This is a genomic window from Bacillus sp. NP247, from assembly GCF_018966865.1.
Lineage (GTDB): Bacteria > Bacillota > Bacilli > Bacillales > Bacillaceae_G > Bacillus_A.
Genome location: NZ_CP076653.1, coordinates 3,332,818 through 3,359,032 on the forward strand (window position 1 = coordinate 3,332,818; position 26,215 = coordinate 3,359,032).

The following is a 26,215-nucleotide window of genomic DNA, read 5'->3' on the forward strand; positions in this document are numbered from 1 at the left end:
ATTGTAGCGTCTATTTTATTCGTCTTCATCTACTCGGTAGCTTATAACGACATAAGCGTACGTATGTTGTTTACTATTATCTGGACTTTCATTAGAAGGAGGGGAAGGATCTACAGTTTCTTGTGATGTTTTCAAGCCTTTCATCAGATTATCGCATGTTTCTTTCCACTCTTTTTCGGTTTGGTTATCATATACAGTACTTATAAGACCAAGTTCATCTTGATCGTCTTTCTTCATATTTAAATGAATTTTTTTTAGACCAGTTTCAATAATATGCCGTGTATGATTTATAATTTCATCACTATGTTCCTTTTGGAGCTGATCAGATAAAGTGTACTCGGTCTGTTTCGTTTTATAGTATTTTTCAGTTAAATTGCCAATTGCTTTTGTGTCTACAACTGCTAGTATTCCAGCTTCTTCTAGTTTTTTGACGTGATAGTAAAGGCGAGATTGCTTTTCATTTAGTTTTTCAGCTAGTTCTTTTACTGTAATAGGTTGTTCATTTGCATGGTGTAAAATCTTTTGACGTTTAGGATCACAAATTAATTTATATAGGGCAAGTTCAGTTATATCCATAAAGAAGACTCCTTCAAAGTGAATATTTGTTTGATTATTTAAATAATAACATGTTTCTTGCTGTTACATAACGATGAAGGAGAAAAGAATATAATTATGAAAGGGCCTTTTCATTTATTTTTGTTTCTATAGATACGTTACGAATGTGAGGATTTTTCAAGGCAATTCCAGATCCTACAAAGAAAAATAAGCTCCCTAATAGGATAAGTAGTGTAACTCCATACATATCTGCTATCCATCCACTAAATAGCATTGTAAGCGGCATTGTAGAAGTGATTATGGTACTTGCGAGACCATCTATTCTACCGCGATACTTTTGTTCTACAAGGAGTACGGTGATAGTTTCATCGATAATTGAAAATAGAGTAAGAGAGAATGAAATGATGAACATACAAAGTACCACTGTCCAGATGGAAAGAGAGAAAGCTAGCCCGACCATTGCAAATGCCGATAAGAAAATGCTTCCACTTAAAAGTAATCCTTTTTGAAATTTCTTTCCGATATATCCTGCGACAAAGCCACTAATAATGCCACCAATCATATAGCTCATATTTATTATACCTAAGCTTTCAGGACCACCAGTAATTCTATAAGCAAGAGCAGGGAAGATGGGATTTAGTAGACCAGCCCCAATATTAACGATAAATGCAATGAAAATGAGTCCTTTAATGTACGGATATAATTGAATATAATGCCACCCATCTTTCATATCTTGCATCCAAGCTGCTTTTTCTTGAGGAATTGTTTGTGTTGGGTTTGAATGTGTGGGAATCTTTGCTAATAGGATACAAATTGCAACGAATAAAAATGTACAAGCATTAAGAATAATTGAAAACGTAGCACCGAGCCAAACGACCATAAAACCGGCGAGACCATTACCTATAAGACGAGAGAGTTGGTTAACGGCCATAAATTGTCCGTAATATTTAGCATAGTTTTCTTTTCCAACAATTTCAGGTAGAACAGATGCTTCAGTCGGTCCTAAAAAGGTTGTTAAAACGTTTAATAAAAAAGTAGAGAGTATCGCGATGTAGAGTGAAATGTGATGGGTTGATAAGTATATTGCTAGTATAAGAAGAACGACAGCACAAGAGGCGATATGAGTGAAAAATAGTATAGCTTTTCGATTGTATCGATCTGCAAATACACCAGCAATTGGTGAAACAATCATTTGGGCAGTAATCATAGCAATAATAACAAATGCGGATTCAAGTGATGATTTATTTGCTGTAAATACAATCCACATAATAGTCATGGAATAAAACGCACTTCCAATACTAGAAACCGCATTACCAAGCCAAAGTAATAAAAATGATTTATTTTTGTAAATCGGTACTTCTTTCCTGTTCAGAGGAGTTTGCATATGAAATGACATCCTTTCATTAAAATATATTTAACCGTTAAAATAAATTTTAATGTAGTTTCACGGTAAAATCAATAAAAATCTGAAAAATCAATCATTTATTAAGTTGTTATTTAGAACCGGGTAAACTTTTACATAGCAAAAAATCCTCTACTCGTTATATAATAGCCCTCGTGCAGTCGGCCTGATTTTCTTACGGAGAAAATCAAATTATAAAAGAGTAGGGGAGTGTTACTTTGTTTCAAACTATAAAAAAAGAATGGTTCTCAAATGTGAGAGGGGACGTGCTATCCGGGATTGTTGTTGCTTTAGCATTAATTCCTGAAGCGATAGCTTTTTCTGTTATTGCAGGTGTAGATCCGACCGTTGGATTGTACGCGGCCTTTTGTATTGCAGTTACAATTTCGTTTGTTGGTGGAAGACCTGGGATGATTTCAGCTGCAACAGGTGCAATGGCATTATTAATGGTGACGCTCGTTAAAGATCACGGTTTGCAATATTTATTTGCTGTGACAATAGTAACAGGTATTGTTCAAATTATTTTTGGAGTGTTCAAGCTGAGCTCATTTATGAAGTTTGTTCCTAAATCCGTTATGAGTGGTTTTTTAAATTCACTTGGAATTTTAGTTTTCACAGCGCAATTGCCGCATTTTAAAAATGCAACTTGGCAAATGTATGCACTTGTCGCATTAGGACTTGCAATTATATATTTATTTCCACGTATTACGACGGCTGTGCCGTCTACACTTATTTCAATTATTATTGTGACAAGCATTGCGCTTATGAGTGGGTTACAGTTGAAAACAGTAGGGGATATGGGAAGCTTACCGAAAGAATTACCGTTCTTTAGTATTCCTGATGTGCCGTTTACACTTGAGACATTAGGTATTATTTTACCGTACTCAGTTATGCTTGCAATTATCGGTTTACTAGAGTCATTATTAACAGCTTCGGTTTTAGACGATATGACACATACGGAAAGTAATAAACATAAAGAGGCACGTGGACAAGGGATTGCGAACGTTGTTGCTGGGTTTTTCGGAGGAATGGCAGGATGTGCAATGATTGGACAATCTGTTATTAACATTAAATCAGGTGGTCGCGGGAGATTATCGACGTTTGTAGCCGGTGGTTTTTTAATCATATTACTATTTGTTTTAGGTGACTATGTTGTTCATATTCCGATGGCTGCTTTAGTTGCTGTTATGATTATGGTTTCGATTGGGACGTTTGATTGGAACTCTATAGCAACAATTCATAAAGTACCAAAAGAAAACGCATTTGTTATGATCGTAACAGTTGTGATAGTCCTAATCACACATAATTTAGGATTAGGTGTAATTATCGGAACGATAATTAGTGCGGTTTTATTTGCATTCAATATGGCAAAGATTCACGTGAAACATTTGTATATTGAAAATAAGAAAATATATGAAATTCACGGCCAACTATTCTTCGCATCTACGGCAGAGTATATAAATGCTTTTTCATATAATGAAGATGCGAAAGAAATTGAGATGAACTTTACTCATGCACATGTATGGGATGATTCAGCAGTAGCGGCAATTGATAAAGTTATCATGAAGTATGAACAGAACGGTGTGAAAGTAAGGATCACAGGGTTAAATGAACGAAGCTCGAAGATTGTTTCAAATTTAGCTACCTATAATAAGAGAATTGCTAGTTAGAAGCCTCCCTTTTAGGGGGCTTTATCCCGCATTAACGGGCAGTAAAACTCCCACCACAAAATTCGACTGGGGCAAAGAAGTTAGGCGGGAGATCAACTGCCCGTAAACGCCCGATTGGTGAAGGCTAATAATCAGCGGGGAATGAACAAAATCCCCACTGATTAAAGTTTCACTTTATTATATAATACGAGTAGGATGACGAAAAGGGGATTCAGCATATGTATAAACAAATTATATTGGCATGTGACGGTTCTGAACATGCACTTCGGGCAGCAGAGCATGCAACATATATTGCGAAATGTAACGAAGAAACAAATGTTGAAGTTGTGTACGTGGTAGATAATAGAACGGCAAAATCAGATATTGTACAGGGACAAACGGATTTAGAAACAATATCAACTAGTCGAAAAGATAAATTAAAAGAGATTGAGGGTTTATTAAAGAAAGAGAACATTTCCTACAAAATTACGATTCTACATGGCGATCCAGGAGATACGATTGTTCAATATGTAAATACAGGAGATATAGATCTTGTTATTGCTGGGAGTAGAGGTCTAAATACACTGCAAGAGATGGTGCTTGGTAGTGTAAGTCATAAAATAGCAAAGCGTGTGAAATGCCCGGTTATGATTATAAAGTGAAACTTTAATCAGTGGGGGGGTTCATCCCCCACTGATTATTAGTTGAACCAATCGGGCTTTTACGGGCAGTTGATCCCCCACCTAATTTCTTTGCTTTCACTGAATTTCGAGGTGGGGTCTTACTGCCCGTTAATGCGGGATAAAATAAATTGAGTTAGATATTCTGTAATGTAAGCAAGACCTTGATATGATTCGAGGTCTTTTTTTGATGTATTAAGGGGTAGAGTGTGGACATACTAGATATATAAGTTTTAAAAAATGTTAACTTACAAATTTGTAAGTTAGTTGTCAGCAAAATCGATGTTATGAAATTTTTTCCATTGTTAAAATAAGAATATCAAAGGGGAGATAGGGAGGATGAAGAAGATGAAAGCATTACAAAATTTATCATATAGCCAAGGTGTGGGGCTTATTTGTTTAGGTGGATTTGCTGGATCTGTTATGTTAGCTGTTTTAATAAAGATGTTTCAGCAAATGTTTTAATCGTATGAATAGAAGGGAATTGATTAATATAAACAGCAAGAGAAGAACGATAAATAAAAAATAGCTCTTTGCATGTAAGTAAATGCTAAGAGCTATTTTTATGATTATTTTTCTACTTCTGGCTTCTCACTTGTTACAGTAACGTCTTTCCAATGTGAAGTTATTTGATTTACTTCAGTGTTGACATCATAATTTTTTACGCGCTTATTAACACCTGTTAAATCAAATGTGTAATGAATTGGAATCATCGGTGCTTCGTCATGAATTAATTTTTGCCATTTATCGTATATTTCTTTACGATATTTTTCATCAGTAGCTTTTTCTGATAATCCTGCGTCTAATAACTTCGTATTTTCATCATTTACCCAGCGCTGGTAGTTGAATCCGGCATTTTTGCCCCATAGGCCAGAAAGGTCAGGGTCAGAGCCAGTATTCCAAGCACCAGAGAAAATATCAACCTTCGGATCATCTTTTTTAATCATATCACGCATAGCATTAAATTCGTGTAAGCGTCCATCAAGAAGTTCTACTTTTAAGCCGATATCTTTCCAAGATTGAATATAGAATTTTGCAAGTGGTTCACTTGTCTCACTACCGTTACTAGCTAGGAAGTTAATTTTAAATTCATTACCTTTTGGATCCTCACGGAATCCATCACCATTCTTGTCTTTATAGCCAGCTTCATCTAATAGTTTTTTTGCTTTATCTACATCTAAGTTATATGCGCCAACACTGTTATTATGGTACTTTGGCATAGATGGTGGAATTGGAGAGTTAGCTGGAACACGAAGTCCGTGATATACTTTTTCTCCTAATTTTTCTCTATCAATTGCATATGCCATCGCTTGACGTAAACGAACGTCTTTGAACTTATCGTTATCCATTACAGCTTCATTCTTTGCTTTGTCCATATGTCCGAACTTAAATCCGATATAAGTGTAAGCAAGGTCAGTTTTACCAATTAGTTGTGTGTTTTTTAATTTACTTACGTTCGGATATTGATCGGCAGTAATTGATGCAATATCAATATCACCTTTTTTCAGAGATGCACTAACAATAGATGGATTTACAACTTTTAATGTTACATTTTTTAGCTTAGGTTTGCCACCCCAGTAATCATCAAAGCGCTCATACTCAACTGATTCACCAGGAACGATTTTTTTCACTTTAAATGGACCGAATCCAATTGGATTTTGACGGATTTTATCTGATTCAGCTAGTTTTTCAATTGGTACATCACCTAAATATTTTTTAGGTGTAGGATATGTCCAAATACCAGTTTTCAGTGAAGGGTTTACTTCTTTATAAGTAATGGAAATTGTTTTTGGATCGACTACTTTAATACCAGAAATTTTGTCAGCTTTTCCAGTGTGATATTCTTCCATACCTTCAATCATTTGCATTTGTGTATCGTAACGAATACCTGTATATTTACTATTACCGATAATTAAGTAAGAATATTCTAAATCCTCAGCCGTTAAAGGGTTACCATCATGCCATTTTACATTATCTTTAATTTTAATTGTAATTGTTTTTTTATCTTCAGAAATTGTATAAGTTGCAGCACCTTCATTTGTAATTTCCCAGTTTTTATCTGTAGCTAATAATTGTTCATCAAAGAAATCCATAATTTCTGAATCTGGAGCAACTTCATACAATACTCTACTTAAAACACCAGCGAAAGGTGAATTTGAAACGAGTCCATAAGTTAATGATCCGTCTTTAATTTCTTTACCGTCATTTTTTACAGCAGCACTAAATTTATTTGTTTCTACTTTTTTTGTGTTTGCTTTTTTACTACCGCTATCAGCACCCCCACATGCAGATAGTAATAATGTTGAAGCAGCAAGTGTACTTAATACTTTGTACAGTTTTGGTTTGTTCATAACTTCTCCACCCCTTATCCTTTTCTTTGTCTCGCATCAGCCGCACGCTTTAACGCTTGACCAATAAAATTTATACACAGCATCAACACTAAAATCATGATTGATGCGGGTAACCAAATCCACCACTTTTCTTGCAATACATCTGGGTTTGTTGCGTAACTTACAAGTGTACCAAGACTTGGTGTGCTCTCTGGTAGACCGAAACCTAAGTAAGTTAAACTAGATTCAATCCCGATGTTACCAGCAAGATTTAATGTAATATTTACGATGATAATAGAACTTAAATTAGGTAATATTTGCTGGAAGATTATCTTCCAATTTGGTGTTCCTAACGTTTTTGATGCAGATACATAATCAAGTTCCTTCTCAGTCAATACTTTAGATCTTATAAGTCTTGCTTTTCCGACCCATAAGAAGGTGGTCATTATGAGAATAAATGTTGTAATATTGAAAGTTGGAACGAGTGAGATAAACACGATAACAATCATTAAGAATGGTAAAATCATCATGAAATCGATGAAACGCATAATGATGTTATCTACAATACCTCCAAAATAGCCAGCAATTAGTCCCATCGTAAGACCAATAAGGGTTGCTAAAAGAGTGATGGCTAAACCCACTGTAAAGGAGTTACGTGTACCAATAATTAATTGTCCGAAAATATCGCGGCCTCCATAATCAGTTCCTAACCAATGTTCAGCAGAAGGAGGATCATAAATAGCAAACAGATCAACTCGGACGATATCTTCTTGCTTCATAATAAATGAAGTTGCATAAACGGCTATTAATATTAAAGCTAAAAAGAATAGGGAAAACATTGCTAGTTTATCTTTACGAAATTCTCGCCACATAATGGAGAAACCAGAAGGGCTCTTTTCGTAATGAATGACTTCAGTTTGTTTTTCAGGATTTGCTAACATAACGTTTCTTCACCTCCATTAATCAATACGAATACGTGGATCAACGATGCTTAGAATAATATCGGAAAGAAGAGTCCCGAGTAGCGTTGCGAATCCAGTAAATAATACAAGAGCAGTTACGACACTGAAATCACGTTGAGTGATAGATTGGAAAAATAGTTGTCCAATTCCTGGGTAGCCGAAAATATTTTCTAGAATAATAGAGCCCCCAACTAAACCTGTAATTTCATATCCTAAAAATGCTGCAATTGGTAAAAATGAATTTCGTAAAATATGTCTGGAATATACTTTAGATTCTGGTACACCTTTTGCTTTTACCGTGCGTACAAAATCTTTATGTTTCGTATCAATAATTTCACTTCGTAAATATTGTACAGTTCCTACTGTTCCAATTAATGCCCCAGATAAAGCTGGTAAAATCATATGATTGAATTTACTTAAATAGTAATCAAATGATCCGGCTGCAACTTGTGGATCAACGCTACCACTCGTAGGGAAAATTGGATATAAAAAGCCGAATAAGAATAACATTACTAATCCAAAAATAAAGAGTGGCGTACCGAATCCTAAAAAGTTATAGAGTGTAATGAGTCGATCAGCCCATGTATCATTCCAACGTCCACTTATAACCCCAAGTGGAATAGCAATTAAGTAAGTAAGAATAAGAATAAGAAGAGCTAACAGTACTGTATTGCCAAGACGTTCCCCAATAATATCTGTTACTTTCAATTTATGAGCATAAGAAATACCGAAATCCCCTTGTACAGCATTTGAAATCCAGTGTACATATTGAGTAGGAAGAGGATCATTTAAACCTAGTTTCTCACGTTGTTCTTCAATCACTTTTGGATCCGCTTTTGGGTTTGCTAGTTCAGCGCCACTTAATGCATCACCTGGCATTGCCTTAGCAAGTGTAAAGACGAGTACACTTAATATGAATAATTGCGGTATCATTACTAAAACCCGGCGTAATATAAATTTCCACATGTTTTATCACTCCCTTATGGTAATGCCACCCGGTGAGTTGGCGAGATTGCTTTTAAATCGTAAGCACGACCGTTTTCATTGAAATAATTTTCGTAGGATCTCTCGTATTCCGTACTTACTTCACGACGTAATTTACGTTGTTGTTCGCGGTTTTCTGGACGAATATCAGGAATAGCTGATATTAGGCGTTTCGTATAGATGTGCTGTGGATTATTATAAATTTCTGCACTAGTTGCTTCTTCAACAATGCGCCCGCGATACATAACACCGATGCGGTCACACATATGGCGAATTACTCCTAAATCGTGACTTATGAATAGGTACGTTAATCCTAGTTCAGATTGTAAATCTTGTAAGAAGTTTAAAACTTGCGCTTGTACCGACACGTCAAGTGCAGATACTGGTTCATCCGCGATAATAAGTTTTGGTTTTAATGTAAGTGCGCGTGCAATACCAATCCGCTGTCTTTGTCCACCGGAAAATTCATGTGGGTATTTATAAATAGACTCAGGATTTAACCCAACTTTATCAAGATAATCTTGAACAGCTCTACGCTCTTCATCTGGTGAGAGCTTCTCAAAATTCCGAAGTGGTTCAGCGATAATATCCATAACGCGTTTCTTTGGATTTAAAGATGAATATGGATCTTGGAAAATCATTTGAATATCTTTTCGTTGTTCTCTTAACTCAGAGCGACTTAATTTCGTTAAATCTCTATTATTAAAATGAATGCTACCGCCTGTCGCTTTCGTTAAGTGCATAATTGCTTTACCGGTTGTTGATTTACCACTACCTGATTCACCAACGATTCCGTACGTTTCACCAGGTTGTAATTCAAAACTTACGCCATCAACAGCACGTACGTAGTCTAATGTGCGACCGAAAATACCACCTTTAATTGGAAAGTGTACTTTTAAATCTTCTACTTTAAGCAGTGCCATGAGTTACGTCATCTCCTGTCTTATGTTGGAAGTTGAAGTGCTTATAGCAAGTACAACGTACCCAATGGTTTGGTTTTACTTCATGTAAAACTGGATTTTCCTCATGCTGATCTGGCCTAATCCATGGAATTCGAGCTTGGAATCGACAACCCATGCGAGGAAGCTTCGCTAATGATGGAACAACCCCTTGAATTACATGCAATTTTTCTTTTTCAGCATATGCAGATGGAATTGAGTTTAATAGAGAACGAGTATATGGGTGAAGAGGGTTATTAAAAATCTCTTCTACTGTTCCTGTTTCTACAACTTGTCCTGCATACATAACGACAATACGATCAGCTGTTTCGGCAACAACGCTTAAATCATGTGTAATTAAAATGATGCCCATTTTCGTTTGTTCTTGAATAGATTTTAGTAAGTCTAAAATTTGTGCTTGGATGGTTACGTCAAGAGCCGTTGTTGGCTCATCCGCAATAATGAGTGCTGGGTTACAAGCAATCGCAATCGCGATAACAATCCTTTGTCTCATTCCGCCAGATAATTCGTGAGGATATTGTTTATATGTAAGTTCTGGTTTTGGAATACCAACTTGATGGAGTAGTTCTAATGTGCGTTCTTTCTTTTCTGTTTTGGAAAGGCTTGTGTGGTAGTCTAAGTTTTCTTCAATTTGTTTTCCAACTGTCATAAGAGGATCGAGTGCTGTAAGTGGTTCTTGGAAAATCATGCCGATATTTGAACCGCGCACTTTATTTATTTCGGCGGTTGACATGCTCAGTAAGTCCTTATCTCTATAATAAAGCTGCCCTTGTAATTTTGTATTTGCTTCATTATGCAGTCGCATAATGGAAAGGGCAAGTGCACTTTTCCCGCATCCTGACTCACCGACAATCGCGACAATTTCATTTTCATGGACAGTTAATGAAACATCGTCAACTGCTGCGTGATATTGATCTTGTATGCGAAAGGAAGTCTGTAAGTTTTCAATACGAAGAAGTGGTTTCTTCATGGCTATCCCTCCATCTTTTCTGAAAAAACTAAATATTTTGTATGTTGTTGCTATTTTAATATAAAATGACAATGTTTGACAAGGGTAAATATTCAAAAATCTTTTTATATAGAGATGAGATGCAGTAATATAAGGATAAAAAACTTTTGAAAACGCTAATAATGATCGGTTTGATTGATAAATTATTTGTAATAAAAAAGTATTATATGTAGAAAAAAGAGAGGCGTTCTGGAAAGAACTGTCTCTCTTTTTTTGTAAGTATAATATTAGTGCTTAAGCTTGTTTTTGTTTTGTAGATCCTGTATTTAAAGTAAGAGCAAGGAAGAGCATTGCAAGCACACAAGAAGCAAGTAGCAAAATGAATCCGCCGTCCCATCCGAATCCATCTACGATAAAGCCCATAGCTGCGCTAGCAAAAGTAGCTCCGCCTAAGTAACCGAAGAACCCAGTTAACCCAGCGGCAGTTCCAGCAGCTTTCTTTGGTGCTAAGTCAAGAGCGTGTAGGCCAATTAACATAACAGGTCCGTAAATTAAAAATCCAATGGAAACAAGTGCGATACTATCAATGATTGGATGGCCAGCAGGGTTTAGCCAGTAAACAAGAACTGCGATAAATACACCGACCATAAATAAAATACCAGCAGGTGCACGGCGCCCTTTAAATAGTTTATCACTCATCCATCCGCAAAGAAGCGTACCTGGAATACCAGCCCATTCATATAGAGCGTAAGCTGTACGTGAGCTACTGTGAGTAAAGCTTTTTTCCTCAACTAAATAAGTAGGAGCCCAGTCTACGACGCCGTAACGAACGAAATAAACAAAAACGTTAGCGATAGCGATGTACCATAAAAACTTATTGTTTAATACGTATGTAAATAAAATTTCCTTTACCGAAAGTTCGCGTTCACGGTCCGCTACTTTTTCATCTGATGGATATTCCCCAGTATGTTCTTCAATAGAAGGTAATCCGCAAGATTGAGGTGTATCTCTCATTGTAATTAATACATAAATCCCCACTAAAATTGAAAGAATACCTGGGAAGTAAAATATACTTTTCCAGTCATTTGCAAAGAAATATAAGCCTAATGTAACGAGAGAGGGCATAAGCGCGCCGCCGACATTATGAGCGACGTTCCAAATAGACATTTTTGTACCACGTTCACTAACGGAGAACCAGTGAACCATCGTACGGCCACAAGGAGGCCATCCCATACCTTGTACCCATCCATTTAAAAACTGAAGTACAAACATAAGTATAATGCTCGTTGTAATGAAAGAAAATGAGCCGAAAATAATATTAATGATACCGGATAAAAATAGCCCAGCTGCTAAAAAGTAGCGAGGATTACAACGATCGGATACGATACCCATAAGAAATTTACTTAATCCGTAAGCGATAGATACTGCTGAAAGGATAACCCCAAGTTCCCCTTTACTAAAGCCTTGTTCGATTAAGTATGGCATTGCGAGTGAAAAGTTTTTTCGAACAAAGTAGTAACCCGCATAACCGATGAAGATGCCTAAGAATACTTGCAAACGCAATTTGCGGTATTCGCTATCAGTGCGATCAGCTGGTAAGCGTTCTGCGTGGGGCGCAGGTTTAAATAATTGTGTGAAAAACATAAAATGAAAATCCTCCCCTAATTAATTGGAAGCGTTTTAAGACAGAGAGAATACAAAAAGGCTATGAAATATAAAAAAGTTCCCTTTTTTATGATTCATAGCCGTATACTCCGATTCTCCGTGACTGTCAATATTAACTTCGACGAAAATTATACAACTTTGTGACAAAAATGTAAACGTTTTTATAAAGAAAGTTGTTGACGTATTTTGTTTGTGGGATTAATATTTAAATACGTTAAATATTTTATTGCTTAAATAAGAGGTGGATAACATGCCAAATGATATGACTCATATTGATAAGATTCAAGCTCTTACATTCGCTATAGGAAAGAAAATGCAAACAGAGCTATTAGAACAAATGCAAGCATCAGGACTTACACCACCGCAGTTTTATATTTTAAAGATTTTAGATCATTACGGAGCTTCAAGAGCGACACAATTGGCGGAGAAAATGTACGTGAAACCGAGCGCGATTACAGTAATGATTGATCGTTTAATTGATCATGGGTTAGTAGAGCGCTATCACGACGATAATGATCGCCGCGTTGTTATCATTGAGCTAACGAAAAAGGGGAAAGCTACAGTAGAAGAAGCGATGGCGGCTCGTAATGAGCATATTGCAAAATACTTCTCACACTTAGAATTACAAGAGAGGGAAGATTTGTTACGCCTCTTTGAAAAGCTAGAAACAATTATTTGCGGGACACAAGAGAAAAAAGAGAAAAACTAAGAGGAATTGAGGAGATTACATGGAGCAACAAGAAAGTCAGAATAGAAAGTTGTTGTTAATCGGTTTAGTAATCGCAATGCTATTTGCTGCATTGGACGGAACAATCGTTGGTACAGCAATGCCGCGTATCGTCGGTGAGCTAGGCGGATTAAGTTTAATGACATGGTTAACAACAGCTTACATGTTAACATCAACAACGGTTGTACCGATTGCAGGTAAATTAGCGGATTTACTTGGGCGTCGTAACGTATATATAGCAGGATTAATTATCTTTATGGCTGGTTCAGCGTTATGTGGTATGGCAAACGGTATGACAGAATTAATTATTTTCCGTGGTATTCAAGGTCTTGGTGGCGGTATTATGATGCCAATGGCTATGATTATTATCGGAGATATGTTCACGGGAAAAGAACGTGCTAAATGGCAAGGTATTTTTGGAGCTCTATATGGTCTTGCCTCTGTAATTGGACCACAAGTTGGTGGTTGGATTGTAGACGCAGTGGACTGGAGATGGGTATTCTATATTAACTTACCAGTTGGTATTTTAGCGACAATCTTTATTGCAATGGGATTAAAAGCACATAAACAAACAGGACCAATTAAAATTGATATCGCTGGAATCTTCACGATGATTCTCGGTGTTGTAAGTTTATTACTTGCGTTAACGTTTGGCGGGAAAGATTATGCATGGGGTTCTTGGCAAATTATCGGGTTATTTGCACTAGCTGCCATTGGTATTGTTAGCTTTGTTATTGTTGAAACGAAGGCTGAAGAACCAATTTTACCGATGCACTTCTTTAAAAACCGCACATTTACACTACTGAATGCGATCGGTTTCTTTATGAGTATCGGAATGTTTGGAGCAATTATGTTCGTACCGTTCTTTATGCAAGGAATTGTAGGCGTAAGTGCTGCTGAATCAGGAACGATTATGACACCGATGATGATCACAATGATCGTTATGAGTATTATCGGTGGTCAACTTGTATTAAAAGTTGGTGTGAAACCACAAATTATTACAGGGATGCTTATTATGGCTAGTGGTTTCTGGTTATTAACAACGATGGATATGCACACAACTAAGCTTACCGCTACTTCTTATATGATGGTTATCGGTTTAGGAATGGGTCTTGTTATGCCGATTTTAACATTAGCATTACAAGAAAGCTTCCCGAAAAAAGATCTTGGTGTTGTAACATCATCAAGTCAATTCTTCCGTCAAATCGGTGGAACGTTTGGGATTACAATTTTAGGGTCAATTATGAATAACACTTCAGGTACAACGTTAACAAATAAATTAGTACCTGTATTAGACACATTCCCAAAAGAAGCGGGACAAATGGTAACAAAATTTAAAGATATGATTCATACAGATCCACAAAGTTTATATTCTATGCTATTTAGTCCAGAGGCTTTAAAACAAATGCCAGAAGCATTTTCTAACAGTATCGTACCGGTTTTGAAAAGTTCTTTAGTAGATTCGCTGCATACTGTATTTTTAACAGGATTAGTATTTATCGTAGTAGGTGCAATCTTTACGATTTTCTTACAGAAAATTAAACTGTCTGATCGTAAAAAAGTTGCAGAAGAACCTGCTGTAGAAGAGAAAGAAAAAACTGTATCATATTCATAATGAAAAAGCATCGCCTTATGGCGGTGCTTTTTTTGAGTATAACCTTAAAAGCTTTTTAGTGAGAAATGATTGACGTATTTTTATAAATGCGTTATATTATTTTGTGTAAACGGTTACATGAAATGAGGAGAAAAGAGAATGAGTACGATTAAAGACGTTGCAAAATTAGCAGGGGTATCTGTTGCGACCGTTTCCAGAGTGTTAAATAAAAATGGATATGTTCATGAGGATACATTAAAAAAAGTAGAGCGAGCAATTGAAATGCTAGATTATAAGCCTAGTACAGTAGCACGATCTTTATACAATAAAAAATCTCGTTTAATTGGCTTAGTTGTTCCAAATATCGTGAATCCATTCTTTCCAGAAGTTGCACGTGCCGTAGAAGATGTAGCACATAAGCAAGGTTACACAGTTGTCCTTTGTAACTCTGATGAAAATTTAGAAAAAGAGAAACAATACATTGATGTGCTTAGACAAAATAATGTGGACGGGTTTATTGTGGCAACGAATCCACAAAATAGTGTTAATTACATGAATTTGTCTATTCCAGTTGTTGCGATTGACCGTATGTTTAATGAGCGCATTCCTACTGTATATGCAGATAACTATGCAGGGAGTCAGGCGGCGACAAAGTTATTAATAGACAAAGGGTGTAAACATATTGCACATATTCGTGGACCGCGTGATGTGAGCACAGCTAATGAACGTTTTGAAGGTTTTGTAGACGTTATTACGCAAAATAATCTTTCTTATATGATTGCAGAGAGTACATTCGATCCAGCTAATAGTGAACAGGTCGCGGTGGAATTATTAGAAGAATATCCGCATATTGATGGAATTGTTGCTGGGAATGATTTAATTGCAATCGGCGTTGTAAAGGCTGCACTTCAAAAGGGAATTTCTATTCCAGACGATTTACAAATTATCGGATTCGATGGAATTTCTTTAACAGAAATGATGTATCCATCTATTACAACTGTTGCACAGCCAATTTATGAAATGGGGAAAATTGCAACAGAGTTGTTGTTAGAGCAGATGGAAGGAAATCCATTAGAAGAGAAACACTATCGTTTACCGATTGAAATTATAGAACGAAATACGACGAAGTAAGGAGATGAGACAGATGCCAAATATTGCAGTAGTAGGTAGTATTTCAATGGACTTAGTGGCTGTTTCAAAAATACGGCCGAAAGCAGGAGAAACGGTAATTGGTGAAGCATTTCATACGATTCCAGGAGGGAAAGGGGCCAACCAAGCAGTAGCTGCAGCTAGATTAGGAGCAAATGTAGCGATGGTTGGTGCAGTAGGAAATGATGATTACGGAACAGTAGTTAGAAAAAATTTAGAGAACGAACGCGTTTTTATCGACTATGTGGTACCGGTTACAGATAGAACGACAGGAATCGCTCATATCGTTTTAGCAGAAGAAGATAACAGCATTGTGGTCGTACAAGGAGCGAATGCTCTTGTAAATGAGTCGATTGTAGATCGTTCAAAAGACCTTCTTGTAAAAGCAGATATGGTTGTTCTTCAACTAGAGATTCCGCTTGAAACAGTAAAATACGTTCTGGCTATTTGTGAGGAACATACAATTCCAGTTATGTTGAATCCAGCTCCAGCACAAGTTTTATCAGAAGACATTTTAGAAAAGGCAACGTACATTACGCCAAATGAACATGAATGTCGCATTGTATTAGATGATTTTACGTCACCAATCGAGGATTTATTGGCAAAATACCCAAATAAACTATTGATGACTGAAGGATCTAATGGTGTTCGTTTCCATAACGGAACGGAAGTTGTTCAAGTTTCAAGTATTGCCGTAGATGTAGTAGATACGACTGGAGCTGGTGATACATTTAACGGGGCGCTAGCAGTTGCGCTTTCTGAAGGAGAAACACTTCAAAAAGCTATTCGTTTCGCAAATATTGCTGGTGGTCTTTCTGTAACGAAACTTGGGGCACAGGGCGGTATGCCAACGAGAGATAGAGTACGTGAAGTGCAGGTGATTGTTGGATGAAAAAGCACGGTGTATTAAATAGTGAAATTGCGGCAGTCCTTGCTTCACTTGGACATACAGATACGATTGTAATTGCTGATTGCGGGTTACCTATTCCTGATGGAGTAAAACGAATTGATTTAGCAGTTGAAATTGGAAAGCCTAGCTTTTTAGACGTATTACAAGTAGTTGCTGATGATATGGCAATTGAGAAAGTGACGTTAGCAGAAGAAGTCATTATGAATAATCCGGTGGTAAATAAAGAAGTTGAGATGCGTTTAATAGAGCCAGCATTTGAATATGTGTCTCATAAGGAATTTAAAGAGTATACAAAGAGAGCGAAGGCGATTATTCGTACAGGAGAAGCAACGCCTTATGCGAATGTTATTTTACATGCAGGCGTTATTTTTTAATAAAGGGATGTGATGAGAATGCATATTGAAATGAAGAACATTTCAAAAGCGTTCAGTGGTAATCCTGTTCTAAAAAACGCACAGTTTATGATTGAAACAGGAGAAGTCCATGCATTGATGGGGGAAAATGGGGCGGGGAAATCGACGCTCATGAAGATTTTAACAGGTGTATATAAAAAAGACAGTGGAACAGTCACAATTGATGGACAAGAACGAACTTTTAAAAATGCGAAAGAAGCGGAAGAGTACGGTATTGCATTTATCCATCAAGAGTTGAACATATTACCGAATTTAACGGTAGCTGAAAATATGTTTCTTGGAAAAGAGTTAATGTATGGGAAAACGGGCATTTTACGTACGCGTCAAATGAATGCGATTGCCCAGCAGCAATTAGCAGATCTTGGTCTACATGTGAGAGGTGCTATGCTAGCAGGTGAATTATCAGTTGGACAACAGCAAATTATTGAAATTGCTAAAGCATTAATGACAAATGCGAGCGTTATTATTATGGATGAACCTACAGCAGCATTAACAGATCGCGAAATTGAAACGCTGTTTATTGTTATTAATAAATTGCGTAAAGAGGGCGTTTCGTTCGTTTATATTTCACACCGGATGGAAGAAATTTTTTCAATATGTGATGCCATTACGATTTTGCGTGATGGAGAATACGTAGGGGAAAAATTAATTCCAGAAACTTCATTTGATGAAGTAGTTAGCATGATGGTGGGCCGCAGTATTGGTGAACGTTATCCAGAACGAAATAGTCCAATTGGCGAAGTGATTTTTGAAATGCGTAACGGAACGAAAAAAGGAAAATTTGAAAATGTTTCGTTTCAAGTTAGGAAAGGTGAAATCCTGGGTGTTGCGGGCTTGATGGGAGCCGGTCGTACGGATATTATGAAAGCGATATTTGGATATGAACCGCTCGATTCAGGGCAAATTTTTATGAATGGACAAGAAGTGAAAATTGATAGTCCAATTGATGCGATTAGACAACGAATTGCTTTTATTACAGAGGATAGAAAATCTGAAGGGCTTGTGTTAGATTTTTCGATTCGTGAAAATTTATCTTTACCAAATTTAGGCAGTCTTTCGAGGGGAAGCGTTGTTAATAAAGGTTTAGAACGTCAATTTACAGAGGATATGATGAAGCTTCTTAATGTGAAAGCAGCAAACGGAGAGCAAGCGGTGAAATCTCTTTCTGGTGGAAATCAGCAAAAGATTGTAATTGCAAAATGGCTAGGTATTCATCCGCAGTTACTCATTTTAGATGAACCAACAAGAGGTGTAGATGTTGGGGCTAAAAAAGAAATTTACTCTATTATGAATAAGCTTACCGAGCAAGGAGATGCCGTTATTATGGTATCGTCTGAGCTTCCAGAAGTTTTAGGAATGAGTGATCGTGTTCTCGTCATTCATGAAGGGAAAATCGGTGGTATTTTAGAGAAAGATCAGGCATCGCAAGAGTCTATTATGGCACTAGCTACAGGGGGAGAGTAAGATATGGCTAAGAAGGGGAATGTATTACAACAACTTGGTTCTTTAATTGGATTAGTATTAATTATCGTAGTAATTACAGCTTTAAATCCAGCATTTATTGAAATTCCAAATTTATTTAATATACTGCGCCAAGTATCGATTAATGCACTCATTGCATTTGGAATGACCTTCGTTATTTTAACAGGGGGTATTGACTTATCGGTAGGTTCTATTTTAGCATTATCAAGTGCACTTGTTGCTGGAATGATGGCAAGTGGCATGGATCCGTTCCTTGCAATGGCAGTTGGATTATTAGCAGGTCTTGTAATGGGGATTATAAACGGTATCATTATTGCGAAGGGAAAAGTAGCTCCGTTTATTGCGACTTTAGCAACAATGACTATTTTTCGCGGGTTGACGCTTGTTTATATGGACGGACGTCCGATCACTGGTCTTGGTGATCATTTAATGTTCCAAATGTTTGGCCGTGGTTATTTCCTTGGTATTCCTGTGCCAGCCGTTACAATGATGCTCGCTTTTGCAGTACTGTACTTTATTTTAAAGAAAACAACGTTTGGTCGCCGTACGTTTGCGATTGGTGGAAATGAAGAAGCGGCAGCTTTATCAGGTATTAATGTTACGAGAATTAAAGTAATGATTTACGGTCTTTCCGGAATTTTGGCAGCGCTTGCAGGTATTGTCTTAACATCAAGATTAGATTCTGCACAGCCGACTGCCGGTACTTCTTACGAATTAGATGCAATTGCAGCAGTTGTGTTAGGAGGAACGAGTCTTTCTGGCGGAAGAGGATGGATTGTTGGTACATTCATCGGTGTACTTATTATTGGTGTACTAAATAACGGTTTAAATTTATTAGGTGTATCTTCTTTCTTCCAACAAGTTGTAAAAGGGCTTGTAATCTTACTAGCTGTACTAATTGATCGTCGAAAAGAAGCGTAATGGAGGGGCAATTCATGAAAAAATACTTAATGATACTCGTTGCATGCATCATGGTAGTTACTGCTGGCTGTTCAATGGAACCACCAGATTGGGCAAAGGATTCTAGCGATAAAGGTCGAAATAAAACTATTAAAGTTGGATTTTCTGTTTCAACTTTAAATAATCCATTTTTCGTCACGTTGAAAAAAGGTGCAGAAAAGAAAGCGAAAGATAGCGGCATTGAATTAATTGCTGTTGATGCACAAAATGATGCAGCGAAGCAAACAAACGATGTTGAAGATTTAATTCAAAAAGGTGTCGATGTAGTTGTTATTAATCCAACCGACTCAGATGCTGTTGCTTCAGCGGTAAGTGCAGCCAATGCAGCCAATGTTCCTGTTATTACAGTAGACCGAGTTGCAAATTCAGGTAAAGTTGTTTCTCACATAGCTTCCAACAATGTTGAAGGTGGTCAAATGGCTAGTGATTACATTCGTGAATTAGTTGGCGAAGGAACAAATGTCGCTGAGTTAGAAGGAATCCCTGGATCGTCTGCTGCTCGTGAGCGTGGGAAAGGATTCCATAACGTAGCTGATAAGTCTTTAAAAGTAGTAGCAAAACAAGCAGCTGATTTCGATCGTGCAAAAGGATTATCCGTTATGGAAAATATTTTGCAAGCGAATAGCGATATAAAAGCAGTGTTTGCTCATAACGATGAAATGGCATTAGGTGCACTTGAGGCATTGAAATCTGCTGGTAAAACGGATGTAGTCGTTGTTGGGTTTGATGCAACGGACGATGCTGTAAAAGCGGTTAAAGATGGGCGCATGGCAGCAACAGTCGCTCAAAAACCGGAATTAATCGGAGAGAAGGCGATGGAAACAGCAAAAGAAATAACACAAGGTAAAAAAGTGGACAAATTTATTCCGATTGAATTAGAGCTTATTAAGAAAAAATAAATAAATATAAATTGAAAATTAGGAAGGAAGAATAACAAATGAAATTTTTTATTGATACAGCAAACATTAACGAAATTAAAGAGGCAAATGCATTAGGTGTAGTAGCTGGAGTAACGACAAATCCATCACTTGTAGCAAAAGAAGGCGTAGATTTCCATGAGCGTATTCGTGAAATTTGCAGCTTTATTGAAGGACCTGTAAGCGCAGAAGTAATTAGTTTAGAAGCTGATAAAATGATTGAAGAAGGAAAAGAATTAGCAAAAATCGCTCCAAATGTAGTCGTAAAAGTTCCAATGACAACAGAAGGTTTAAAAGCAGTAAAAGCATTCTCAGATTTAGGAATTCGTACAAATGTTACATTAGTATTCTCAGCAGTTCAAGCATTGCTTGCAGCTCGCGCTGGTGCGACATACGTTTCACCGTTCTTAGGTCGCCTAGATGATATCGGTCATAACGGTATGGACTTAATCCGCCAAATCGCAGAAATCTTTGCAATTCACGGCATTGAAACAGAAATCATTGCAGCATCTGTACGCCACAGTGTTCACGTAACAGAAGCAGCATTAAATGGTTCACATATTGCAACAATCCCAGCAAACGTAATTGCTTCATTAGTGAAGCACCCATTAACAGATCAAGGAATTGAGAAATTCTTAGCTGATTGGGAAAAAACACAAGAGAAATAATATGAAATCGAGAATCCTAGTTTAATTGACTAGGGTTCTTTTTTTATTTGAAGGAATTTTCATGCAATTTTGCATATTGTCTTTTAAATTTTTAATATAAGCTATTTAATATATACAAATCACTCTTTATTTTTTATATTTCGATATAAAGTGAAACTTTAATCAGTGGGGGTTTTGTCCATCCCTCACTGGATTATTAGCCCTCACCAATCGGGCTTTTATGGGCAGTTATCTCCCAACTAACTTCCTCGCGTTCGCCGAATTTTGAGGTGGGAGTCTTACTGCCCGGCGAATATTTGGATAAAAAGATAGAGGGTCTGACCAGAAAACTGGAGGGCATGATTCTATAACAGAAAGCTTAACGTTTATAGAATTATGCCTTTTTATATAGGGAGGGCAGAAAGCGGGGATTTCGATTTAAACGCACTTATTTATCTGAATTTTAAGTTTTATAAAAGGAGAGACAGAGGATGAAAAGAAAAGCTCCATTTAAAGTACTATCAACGTTAGCAATTGCGGCAATTATCGGATGTACATCTGTAATGAGTGCTCCGTTAGTATACGCAGAAACGCCAGCGAAAGAAAAAGATAATGTGTCTACAACACCAATTGATTACAATTTAATTCAAGAAGATCGTTTAGCGGAAGCATTGAAAGAAAGAGGAACAATTAATCCAGCATCTTCTAAAGAAGAGACGAAAAAAGCTGTCGAGCAGTATATTGAAAAGAAGCAAGGAGATCAAGCAAATAAAGAAATTCTTCCAGAGGATACGGCAAAAGAAGCATCTGATTTCGTGAAAAAGGTAAAAGAGAAAAAGATGGAAGAAAAGGAGAACGTAAAGAAAGCTGAAAAAAATGTTAGCCCTGAGCAAAAGCCGGAACCAAATAAAAAGCAATTGAATGGGCAAGTTCCAACTTCCAAGGCAAAGCAAGCTCCATATAAGGGATCTGTTCGATCTGATAAAGTATTAGTGCTACTCGTTGAATTTAGTGATTATAAACATAATAATATTGATCAAACACCAGGTTATATGTATTCGAAAGACTTTAGTAGAGAACATTATCAAAAGATGTTGTTTGGTAATGAGCCTTATACATTATTTGATGGTTCGAAAGTAAAAACATTTAAACAATATTATGAAGAGCAGTCTGGCGGTAGTTATACGACAGACGGATATGTAACGGAGTGGCTAACTGTTCCAGGAAAAGCATCTGATTATGGAGCTGATGGTAGTAGTGGTCACGATAATAAAGGTCCAAAAGGTGCACGTGATTTAGTGAAGGAAGCTTTACATGCAGCTGCTGAGAAAGGATTAGACTTATCTCAGTTTGATCAATTCGATAGATATGATACAAATGGCGATGGGAATCAAAATGAACCTGACGGTGTAATTGATCATTTAATGGTAATTCATTCTGGTGTTGGTCAAGAAGCTGGTGGCGGTAAATTAGGTGATGATGCAATTTGGTCACATCGCTCAAAATTAGCTACAGATCCAGTAGCGATTGAAGGGACAAAATCAAAGGTAGATTACTTTGGTGGAAAAGTAGCAGCGCATGATTACACAATTGAACCAGAAGATGGCGCTGTAGGTGTGTTTGCACATGAATTTGGACATGACCTTGGTTTACCGGATGAATATGATACGAAATATACTGGAGCCGGATCGCCTGTTGAAGCTTGGTCATTAATGAGTGGAGGCAGTTGGACAGGAAAAATTGCAGGAACAGAGCCGACTAGTTTTTCACCGCAAAATAAAGACTTCTTACAAAAGAATATGGGTGGCAACTGGGCAAAAATATTAGAAGTAGATTACGATAAAGTTAAGCGTGGTGTAGGAGTTCCTACATATATTGATCAAAGTGTTACGAAATCAAATCGTCCGGGTGTTGTACGTGTTAACTTACCAGATAAGAGTGTTGAAACGATTAAACCTGAGTTTGGAAAGCATGCATATTATAGTACAAGAGGCGATGATATGCATACGACATTAGAAACACCGTTCTTTGATTTAACGAAGGGAACAAATGCAAAGTTCGATTATAAAGCAAATTATGAGTTAGAAGCAGAGTGCGATTTCATCGAAGTACATGCTGTAACTGAAGATGGAACGAAAACATTAATTGATAGACTTGGAGAAAAAGTAGTCCAAGATGATAAAGATACAACAGATGGGAAATGGATTGATAAATCATACGATTTAAGTCAGTTCAAAGGGAAGAAAGTTAAACTACAATTCGACTATATTACAGATCCAGCCTTAACATATAAAGGTTTCGCAATGGATAATGTAAATGTAACGGTTGATGGACAAGTAGTATTTTCAGATGATGTAGAAGGACAATCGGAAATGAAGTTAAATGGATTCGTTGTTTCTGATGGGACAGAAAAGAAACCTCATTATTATTATTTAGAGTGGAGAAATTATGCTGGATCAGATAATGGATTAAAAGCGGGAAGAGGTCCGGTGTATAATACTGGTCTTGTCGTTTGGTATGCAGATGATAGTTTCAAAGATAACTGGGTGGGGGTGCATCCAGGTGAAGGATTCCTTGGTGTTGTAGACTCTCATCCAGAAGCACTTGTTGGTAATTTGAATGGGAAACCAGCGTACGGTAATACAGGCATGCAAATTGCAGACGCTGCATTTTCATTTGATCAAACGCCAGCATGGAGTGTAAATTCATTAACACGCGGACAGTTTAACTATACTGGATTACAAGGTGTTACAACGTTTGATGATTCAAAAGTATACAGTAATAAACAAATTGCTGATGCGGGACGAAAAGTTCCAAACCTTGGACTTAAATTCCAAGTTGTTGGACAAGCAGATGATAAGTCTGCAGGTGCTGTTTGGATTAGACGTTAATAAAGTGAAACTTTAATCAGCGGGGGATTTTTCCATCCCTCACTGATTATTAGCCCACACCAATCGAGATAAAATAAAAGCACATTCTTCATATGAAGAATGTGCTTTTTTATTTGTACAGTAAGTTATTATTTTATCTCATGTAATACAACTGTTGATTCATTTATAGTGTATCAAATTATGTGGGGAAAGGAAATATTTCCGAGGAAATTGTCGAAGTATCGTCAGTATTTATTTAGTTTCTTTTTTAAAGGGAGAAAGTAGTATTGCTTTTATACATAAGTGTATTTACAGTATTACTTGGTTATATGCAAAAGTAATATATATTAGGCGAAAAAGAAGCTCTATTCGATAGAGCTTTTTTTTGTGAGTAGAAAGGAGGAGTTATAAATGAAAGAAACAATTGCATGCCCACAGTGTGAAGGAAATATTACTGCACAACATATTATCGACATCCCACATCTTTTCTCATTAAGGTGTCCACATTGTAAGGTGAAGCTGAAAGAAATAAGGATAACGCCATGTTTAATATTAGCGGCAATTTGTATAATCCCACTGTTTATTATTATTGGTGAGAGCATTAAAGAATTGCTAGGAAAACATTTTTCTATTATAGACAATGTACCAACCGTACTTATTTTCTTCTTATTTTGTTATCCGTTGTATTATTTCTATGAAAAATATAATGCCATATTATTCATTAAATATGGTTTGTTGAAAGTTAAAAGTTGAATTGAATAGGAGATTATCATTATGTTGTGGAAAATTTATTTAGTAATTGTAGCGATATTAGCTATTACTTCGTTAGTAAGAGGGATGTTTCAAACACCGATTCAAAAGTTTGATTTTGTAGTGTCTATTATTACATGGATAGGACTATTTGGATTTGTTTTTGATGTACAAATATTGACGCCGATCGTTTGGCAATGCATCTTTGTGTTTAGCATCATTTGGACTTTAACTGCAGTTTTTGTTTTACGTTTATATGAAGAGAAGGATGACCAGCTACCTTTTATATTCAAATTAATCGGTATTATTCCAACGCTGCCATTATATTACGGGTTATATCAATATGCATTTTAAAAAAAGACAATGATGGAATTATCCTATCATTGTCTTTTCTACTTTGTCTTTGCCTTTTACTTTGCTTCTGACATAAATCATTCCAGCAAATGCTACTAAGAATGCAGTTCCGATAACGAAGCTAGCGCTAGGTGATGCCCCGATTGCTCCAACTGTAAAGGATCCAGCAACAACTCCTAACGAGAAGAATGCATAAAACAATCCGAATGCTTTCCCTCGGTTACCATCTGTCGTATTTTCAACAAGTAAAGCATTAATTGCTGGGAAGAGGATAGCGAATCCAATTCCATAAATCATCATAACGATAAAGAGCATGCCTTTTGTTGCAAATAATCCGAGTAAAGATAACGCTAGTGCCATTACTGCAATCCCGATTAGCATTAGTTTTGAACGATTAAATCGATCGTAAATGCGATTTGTTGGAAGTAAGAAGAAGAGGATAGCGGTAATTCCGAATACACTTAACATCATGCCTGTTGTAGATGCTTTAAGTGCTAACGCCTCAACTTTTACTGGTAACATATACGTGACAATTCCTTGTGAAAACATTAGTGTGAAAGCACCAATATATGCTTGTAATAATGGTTCAGATCTCAATAGTTTGATCATATCTTCTTTGTTCATCATTTGAGTTCTTGATGTATCTTTTCTTGATACGTTATTTGGTAAGAAGAATAGGGATACGATTGTACCAAGGACCATTAAAATAGAAATGGTAATGAACACCCACTCTATACCAGCTGTTGCTTTCATAATGCCACTAAAAGCAGGTCCTACGATTGCCGCTGTTCCAACCGCAGCACCAGATAGAGCCATTGCCTTACCTTGCTTTGCTGAATTTGTTTGCTTTGATAAAAATGTAAAGGCAGCAGGAATTAAAAATCCGTCACTAAAACCGTGCATAAAGCGCACAACTAATAGTTGTTCACCACTTTGAACAACGGTGTATAACAAGACTATGAAACTCGTAATTCCCATGCTTATATAAAGGATTTTTTTTGCACCAAATTTATCGACAGCGGCTCCGGCAATAATATTACCGATCATATTAGCGAATGAGTACATACCGACAACTAGCCCGATAACAAGAGGAGTTCCTCCAAGGCTTTGAGCGAAAGTACTCATAATAGGTAATTGTGAAAATGTATCTAAAAACGCTACGATAACAATAAAGTAAATAAAATATTTCAAGCGATATTCACCTCTCCTATGCTATTATGGCATAATGCTAATTTCAACTGCAATGAAATTGAATTAACAGATGTGGAAAAAAGTACAAAGTGACAAAATATTGAACGTTATTTGTT

24 protein-coding genes are annotated in these 26,215 nt (G+C 36.7%); 15 read left to right on the forward strand and 9 right to left on the reverse strand.

Annotated elements, in window-relative coordinates; all coding sequences use genetic code 11:
* Positions 1-15 precede the first annotated feature (15 nt).
* Positions 16-576, reverse strand: a complete 561-nt coding sequence (locus KPL75_RS17385; RefSeq protein WP_219917133.1) for a winged helix-turn-helix domain-containing protein — start codon at positions 574-576, stop codon at positions 16-18.
* A 94-nt stretch (positions 577-670) separates the two neighbouring features.
* The gene (locus tag KPL75_RS17390; RefSeq protein WP_219917134.1) at positions 671-1,939 is read right to left on the reverse strand and encodes an MFS transporter; all 1,269 of its coding nucleotides are present in this window, start codon (positions 1,937-1,939) and stop codon (positions 671-673) included.
* A 236-nt stretch (positions 1,940-2,175) separates the two neighbouring features.
* Here KPL75_RS17390 and KPL75_RS17395 point away from each other — a divergent pair, with 236 nt between their 5' ends.
* The 3 genes from KPL75_RS17395 (at position 2,176) to KPL75_RS17405 (ending at position 4,751) form a co-directional block, all read left to right on the forward strand.
* Entirely contained in the window at positions 2,176-3,627 is a 1,452-nt protein-coding gene (locus KPL75_RS17395) for a SulP family inorganic anion transporter (protein ID WP_219917135.1), read from the forward strand.
* Positions 3,628-3,845: 218 nt separating this feature from the next.
* Positions 3,846-4,268, forward strand: a complete 423-nt coding sequence (locus tag KPL75_RS17400; protein WP_219917136.1) for a universal stress protein — start codon at positions 3,846-3,848, stop codon at positions 4,266-4,268.
* 366 nt (positions 4,269-4,634) lie between these two features.
* Complete coding sequence (locus tag KPL75_RS17405) at positions 4,635-4,751, forward strand: DUF4027 family protein (RefSeq protein ID WP_219921124.1); 117 nt, start codon at positions 4,635-4,637, stop codon at positions 4,749-4,751.
* A gap of 104 nt (positions 4,752-4,855) precedes the next feature.
* Here KPL75_RS17405 and opp4A read toward each other — a convergent pair whose 3' ends face one another.
* The 6 genes from opp4A to glpT all read right to left on the reverse strand — a co-directional run bounded on the left by opp4A (position 4,856) and on the right by glpT (position 12,114).
* A complete protein-coding gene (gene opp4A, locus KPL75_RS17410; protein WP_193673782.1) occupies positions 4,856-6,637 on the reverse strand; it encodes an oligopeptide ABC transporter substrate-binding protein in 1,782 nt (593 codons plus the stop codon).
* Positions 6,638-6,651: 14 nt separating this feature from the next.
* On the reverse strand, positions 6,652-7,557 hold the full coding sequence (locus tag KPL75_RS17415) for an ABC transporter permease (RefSeq protein WP_016093335.1): 906 nt from the start codon (positions 7,555-7,557) through the stop codon (positions 6,652-6,654).
* Between the two features lie 18 nt (positions 7,558-7,575).
* Positions 7,576-8,544, reverse strand: coding sequence for an oligopeptide ABC transporter permease (gene opp4B / locus KPL75_RS17420; RefSeq protein WP_002116173.1), 969 nt, complete (start codon positions 8,542-8,544; stop codon positions 7,576-7,578).
* Between the two features lie 14 nt (positions 8,545-8,558).
* Positions 8,559-9,485, reverse strand: coding sequence for an ABC transporter ATP-binding protein (locus tag KPL75_RS17425; RefSeq protein WP_002204445.1), 927 nt, complete (start codon positions 9,483-9,485; stop codon positions 8,559-8,561).
* The gene (locus KPL75_RS17430) at positions 9,472-10,491 is read right to left on the reverse strand and encodes an ABC transporter ATP-binding protein (RefSeq protein WP_219917137.1); all 1,020 of its coding nucleotides are present in this window, start codon (positions 10,489-10,491) and stop codon (positions 9,472-9,474) included. Before KPL75_RS17430 ends, KPL75_RS17425 begins: the two co-directional genes overlap by 14 nt.
* Before the next feature lie 273 nt (positions 10,492-10,764).
* Positions 10,765-12,114, reverse strand: a complete 1,350-nt coding sequence (gene glpT / locus KPL75_RS17435; protein WP_219917138.1) for a glycerol-3-phosphate transporter — start codon at positions 12,112-12,114, stop codon at positions 10,765-10,767.
* A 271-nt stretch (positions 12,115-12,385) separates the two neighbouring features.
* On the opposite strand from glpT, the gene KPL75_RS17440 reads away from it, so the two are divergent.
* The 12 genes from KPL75_RS17440 (at position 12,386) to KPL75_RS17495 (ending at position 24,908) form a co-directional block, all read left to right on the forward strand.
* Positions 12,386-12,844 (forward strand): MarR family winged helix-turn-helix transcriptional regulator, encoded by a 459-nt coding sequence (locus KPL75_RS17440; RefSeq protein ID WP_002114114.1) that lies wholly within the window; start codon positions 12,386-12,388, stop codon positions 12,842-12,844.
* 19 nt (positions 12,845-12,863) lie between these two features.
* Entirely contained in the window at positions 12,864-14,477 is a 1,614-nt protein-coding gene (locus KPL75_RS17445) for an MDR family MFS transporter (protein ID WP_219917139.1), read from the forward strand.
* Between the two features lie 138 nt (positions 14,478-14,615).
* On the forward strand, positions 14,616-15,587 hold the full coding sequence (gene rbsR, locus KPL75_RS17450) for a ribose operon transcriptional repressor RbsR (protein WP_113937912.1): 972 nt from the start codon (positions 14,616-14,618) through the stop codon (positions 15,585-15,587).
* Positions 15,588-15,600: 13 nt separating this feature from the next.
* A complete protein-coding gene (rbsK, locus tag KPL75_RS17455) occupies positions 15,601-16,497 on the forward strand; it encodes a ribokinase (RefSeq protein WP_219917140.1) in 897 nt (298 codons plus the stop codon).
* Positions 16,494-16,889, forward strand: coding sequence for a D-ribose pyranase (rbsD, locus tag KPL75_RS17460; RefSeq protein ID WP_219917141.1), 396 nt, complete (start codon positions 16,494-16,496; stop codon positions 16,887-16,889). The genes rbsK and rbsD overlap by 4 nt, the downstream gene beginning before the upstream one ends.
* An 18-nt stretch (positions 16,890-16,907) precedes the next feature.
* Positions 16,908-18,392: a ribose ABC transporter ATP-binding protein RbsA gene (gene rbsA, locus KPL75_RS17465; RefSeq protein ID WP_219917142.1), complete on the forward strand. Its 1,485-nt coding sequence runs from the start codon at positions 16,908-16,910 to the stop codon at positions 18,390-18,392.
* 3 nt (positions 18,393-18,395) lie between these two features.
* Entirely contained in the window at positions 18,396-19,331 is a 936-nt protein-coding gene (gene rbsC, locus KPL75_RS17470; protein WP_219917143.1) for an ABC transporter permease subunit, read from the forward strand.
* 14 nt (positions 19,332-19,345) lie between these two features.
* Positions 19,346-20,269 (forward strand): ribose ABC transporter substrate-binding protein RbsB, encoded by a 924-nt coding sequence (gene rbsB / locus KPL75_RS17475; protein ID WP_219917144.1) that lies wholly within the window; start codon positions 19,346-19,348, stop codon positions 20,267-20,269.
* A 38-nt stretch (positions 20,270-20,307) separates the two neighbouring features.
* A complete protein-coding gene (gene fsa, locus KPL75_RS17480) occupies positions 20,308-20,955 on the forward strand; it encodes a fructose-6-phosphate aldolase (RefSeq protein ID WP_000667669.1) in 648 nt (215 codons plus the stop codon).
* 470 nt (positions 20,956-21,425) lie between these two features.
* On the forward strand, positions 21,426-23,825 hold the full coding sequence (gene inhA2 / locus KPL75_RS17485; RefSeq protein ID WP_219917145.1) for a M6 family metalloprotease immune inhibitor InhA2: 2,400 nt from the start codon (positions 21,426-21,428) through the stop codon (positions 23,823-23,825).
* 390 nt (positions 23,826-24,215) lie between these two features.
* Positions 24,216-24,557, forward strand: coding sequence for a hypothetical protein (locus KPL75_RS17490; RefSeq protein WP_219917146.1), 342 nt, complete (start codon positions 24,216-24,218; stop codon positions 24,555-24,557).
* A 21-nt stretch (positions 24,558-24,578) separates the two neighbouring features.
* Entirely contained in the window at positions 24,579-24,908 is a 330-nt protein-coding gene (locus KPL75_RS17495) for a hypothetical protein (RefSeq protein ID WP_219917147.1), read from the forward strand.
* An 18-nt stretch (positions 24,909-24,926) separates the two neighbouring features.
* On the opposite strand, the gene KPL75_RS17500 is transcribed toward KPL75_RS17495, so the two are convergent.
* Positions 24,927-26,099: an MFS transporter gene (locus tag KPL75_RS17500; RefSeq protein WP_219917148.1), complete on the reverse strand. Its 1,173-nt coding sequence runs from the start codon at positions 26,097-26,099 to the stop codon at positions 24,927-24,929.
* Between the last annotated feature and the right edge of the window lie 116 nt (positions 26,100-26,215).

Bases quoted from the DNA above. Each gene is read 5' to 3' on its own strand.
- KPL75_RS17415 (WP_016093335.1), bottom strand. From the start codon at position 7,557: ATGTTAGCAAATCCTGAAAAACAAACTGAAGTCATTCATTACGAAAAG.
- KPL75_RS17400 (WP_219917136.1), top strand. From the start codon at position 3,846: ATGTATAAACAAATTATATTGGCATGTGACGGTTCTGAACATGCACTT.
- KPL75_RS17385 (WP_219917133.1), bottom strand. From the start codon at position 576: ATGGATATAACTGAACTTGCCCTATATAAATTAATTTGTGATCCTAAA.
- rbsD (WP_219917141.1), top strand. From the start codon at position 16,494: ATGAAAAAGCACGGTGTATTAAATAGTGAAATTGCGGCAGTCCTTGCT.
- KPL75_RS17390 (WP_219917134.1), bottom strand. From the start codon at position 1,939: ATGCAAACTCCTCTGAACAGGAAAGAAGTACCGATTTACAAAAATAAA.
- rbsA (WP_219917142.1), top strand. From the start codon at position 16,908: ATGCATATTGAAATGAAGAACATTTCAAAAGCGTTCAGTGGTAATCCT.
- KPL75_RS17440 (WP_002114114.1), top strand. From the start codon at position 12,386: ATGCCAAATGATATGACTCATATTGATAAGATTCAAGCTCTTACATTC.
- KPL75_RS17405 (WP_219921124.1), top strand. From the start codon at position 4,635: ATGAAAGCATTACAAAATTTATCATATAGCCAAGGTGTGGGGCTTATT.
- rbsK (WP_219917140.1), top strand. From the start codon at position 15,601: ATGCCAAATATTGCAGTAGTAGGTAGTATTTCAATGGACTTAGTGGCT.
- KPL75_RS17490 (WP_219917146.1), top strand. From the start codon at position 24,216: ATGAAAGAAACAATTGCATGCCCACAGTGTGAAGGAAATATTACTGCA.
- KPL75_RS17430 (WP_219917137.1), bottom strand. From the start codon at position 10,491: ATGAAGAAACCACTTCTTCGTATTGAAAACTTACAGACTTCCTTTCGC.
- fsa (WP_000667669.1), top strand. From the start codon at position 20,308: ATGAAATTTTTTATTGATACAGCAAACATTAACGAAATTAAAGAGGCA.
- KPL75_RS17425 (WP_002204445.1), bottom strand. From the start codon at position 9,485: ATGGCACTGCTTAAAGTAGAAGATTTAAAAGTACACTTTCCAATTAAA.
- glpT (WP_219917138.1), bottom strand. From the start codon at position 12,114: ATGTTTTTCACACAATTATTTAAACCTGCGCCCCACGCAGAACGCTTA.
- rbsB (WP_219917144.1), top strand. From the start codon at position 19,346: ATGAAAAAATACTTAATGATACTCGTTGCATGCATCATGGTAGTTACT.
- rbsR (WP_113937912.1), top strand. From the start codon at position 14,616: ATGAGTACGATTAAAGACGTTGCAAAATTAGCAGGGGTATCTGTTGCG.
- KPL75_RS17495 (WP_219917147.1), top strand. From the start codon at position 24,579: ATGTTGTGGAAAATTTATTTAGTAATTGTAGCGATATTAGCTATTACT.
- KPL75_RS17445 (WP_219917139.1), top strand. From the start codon at position 12,864: ATGGAGCAACAAGAAAGTCAGAATAGAAAGTTGTTGTTAATCGGTTTA.
- opp4A (WP_193673782.1), bottom strand. From the start codon at position 6,637: ATGAACAAACCAAAACTGTACAAAGTATTAAGTACACTTGCTGCTTCA.
- inhA2 (WP_219917145.1), top strand. From the start codon at position 21,426: ATGAAAAGAAAAGCTCCATTTAAAGTACTATCAACGTTAGCAATTGCG.
- opp4B (WP_002116173.1), bottom strand. From the start codon at position 8,544: ATGTGGAAATTTATATTACGCCGGGTTTTAGTAATGATACCGCAATTA.
- rbsC (WP_219917143.1), top strand. From the start codon at position 18,396: ATGGCTAAGAAGGGGAATGTATTACAACAACTTGGTTCTTTAATTGGA.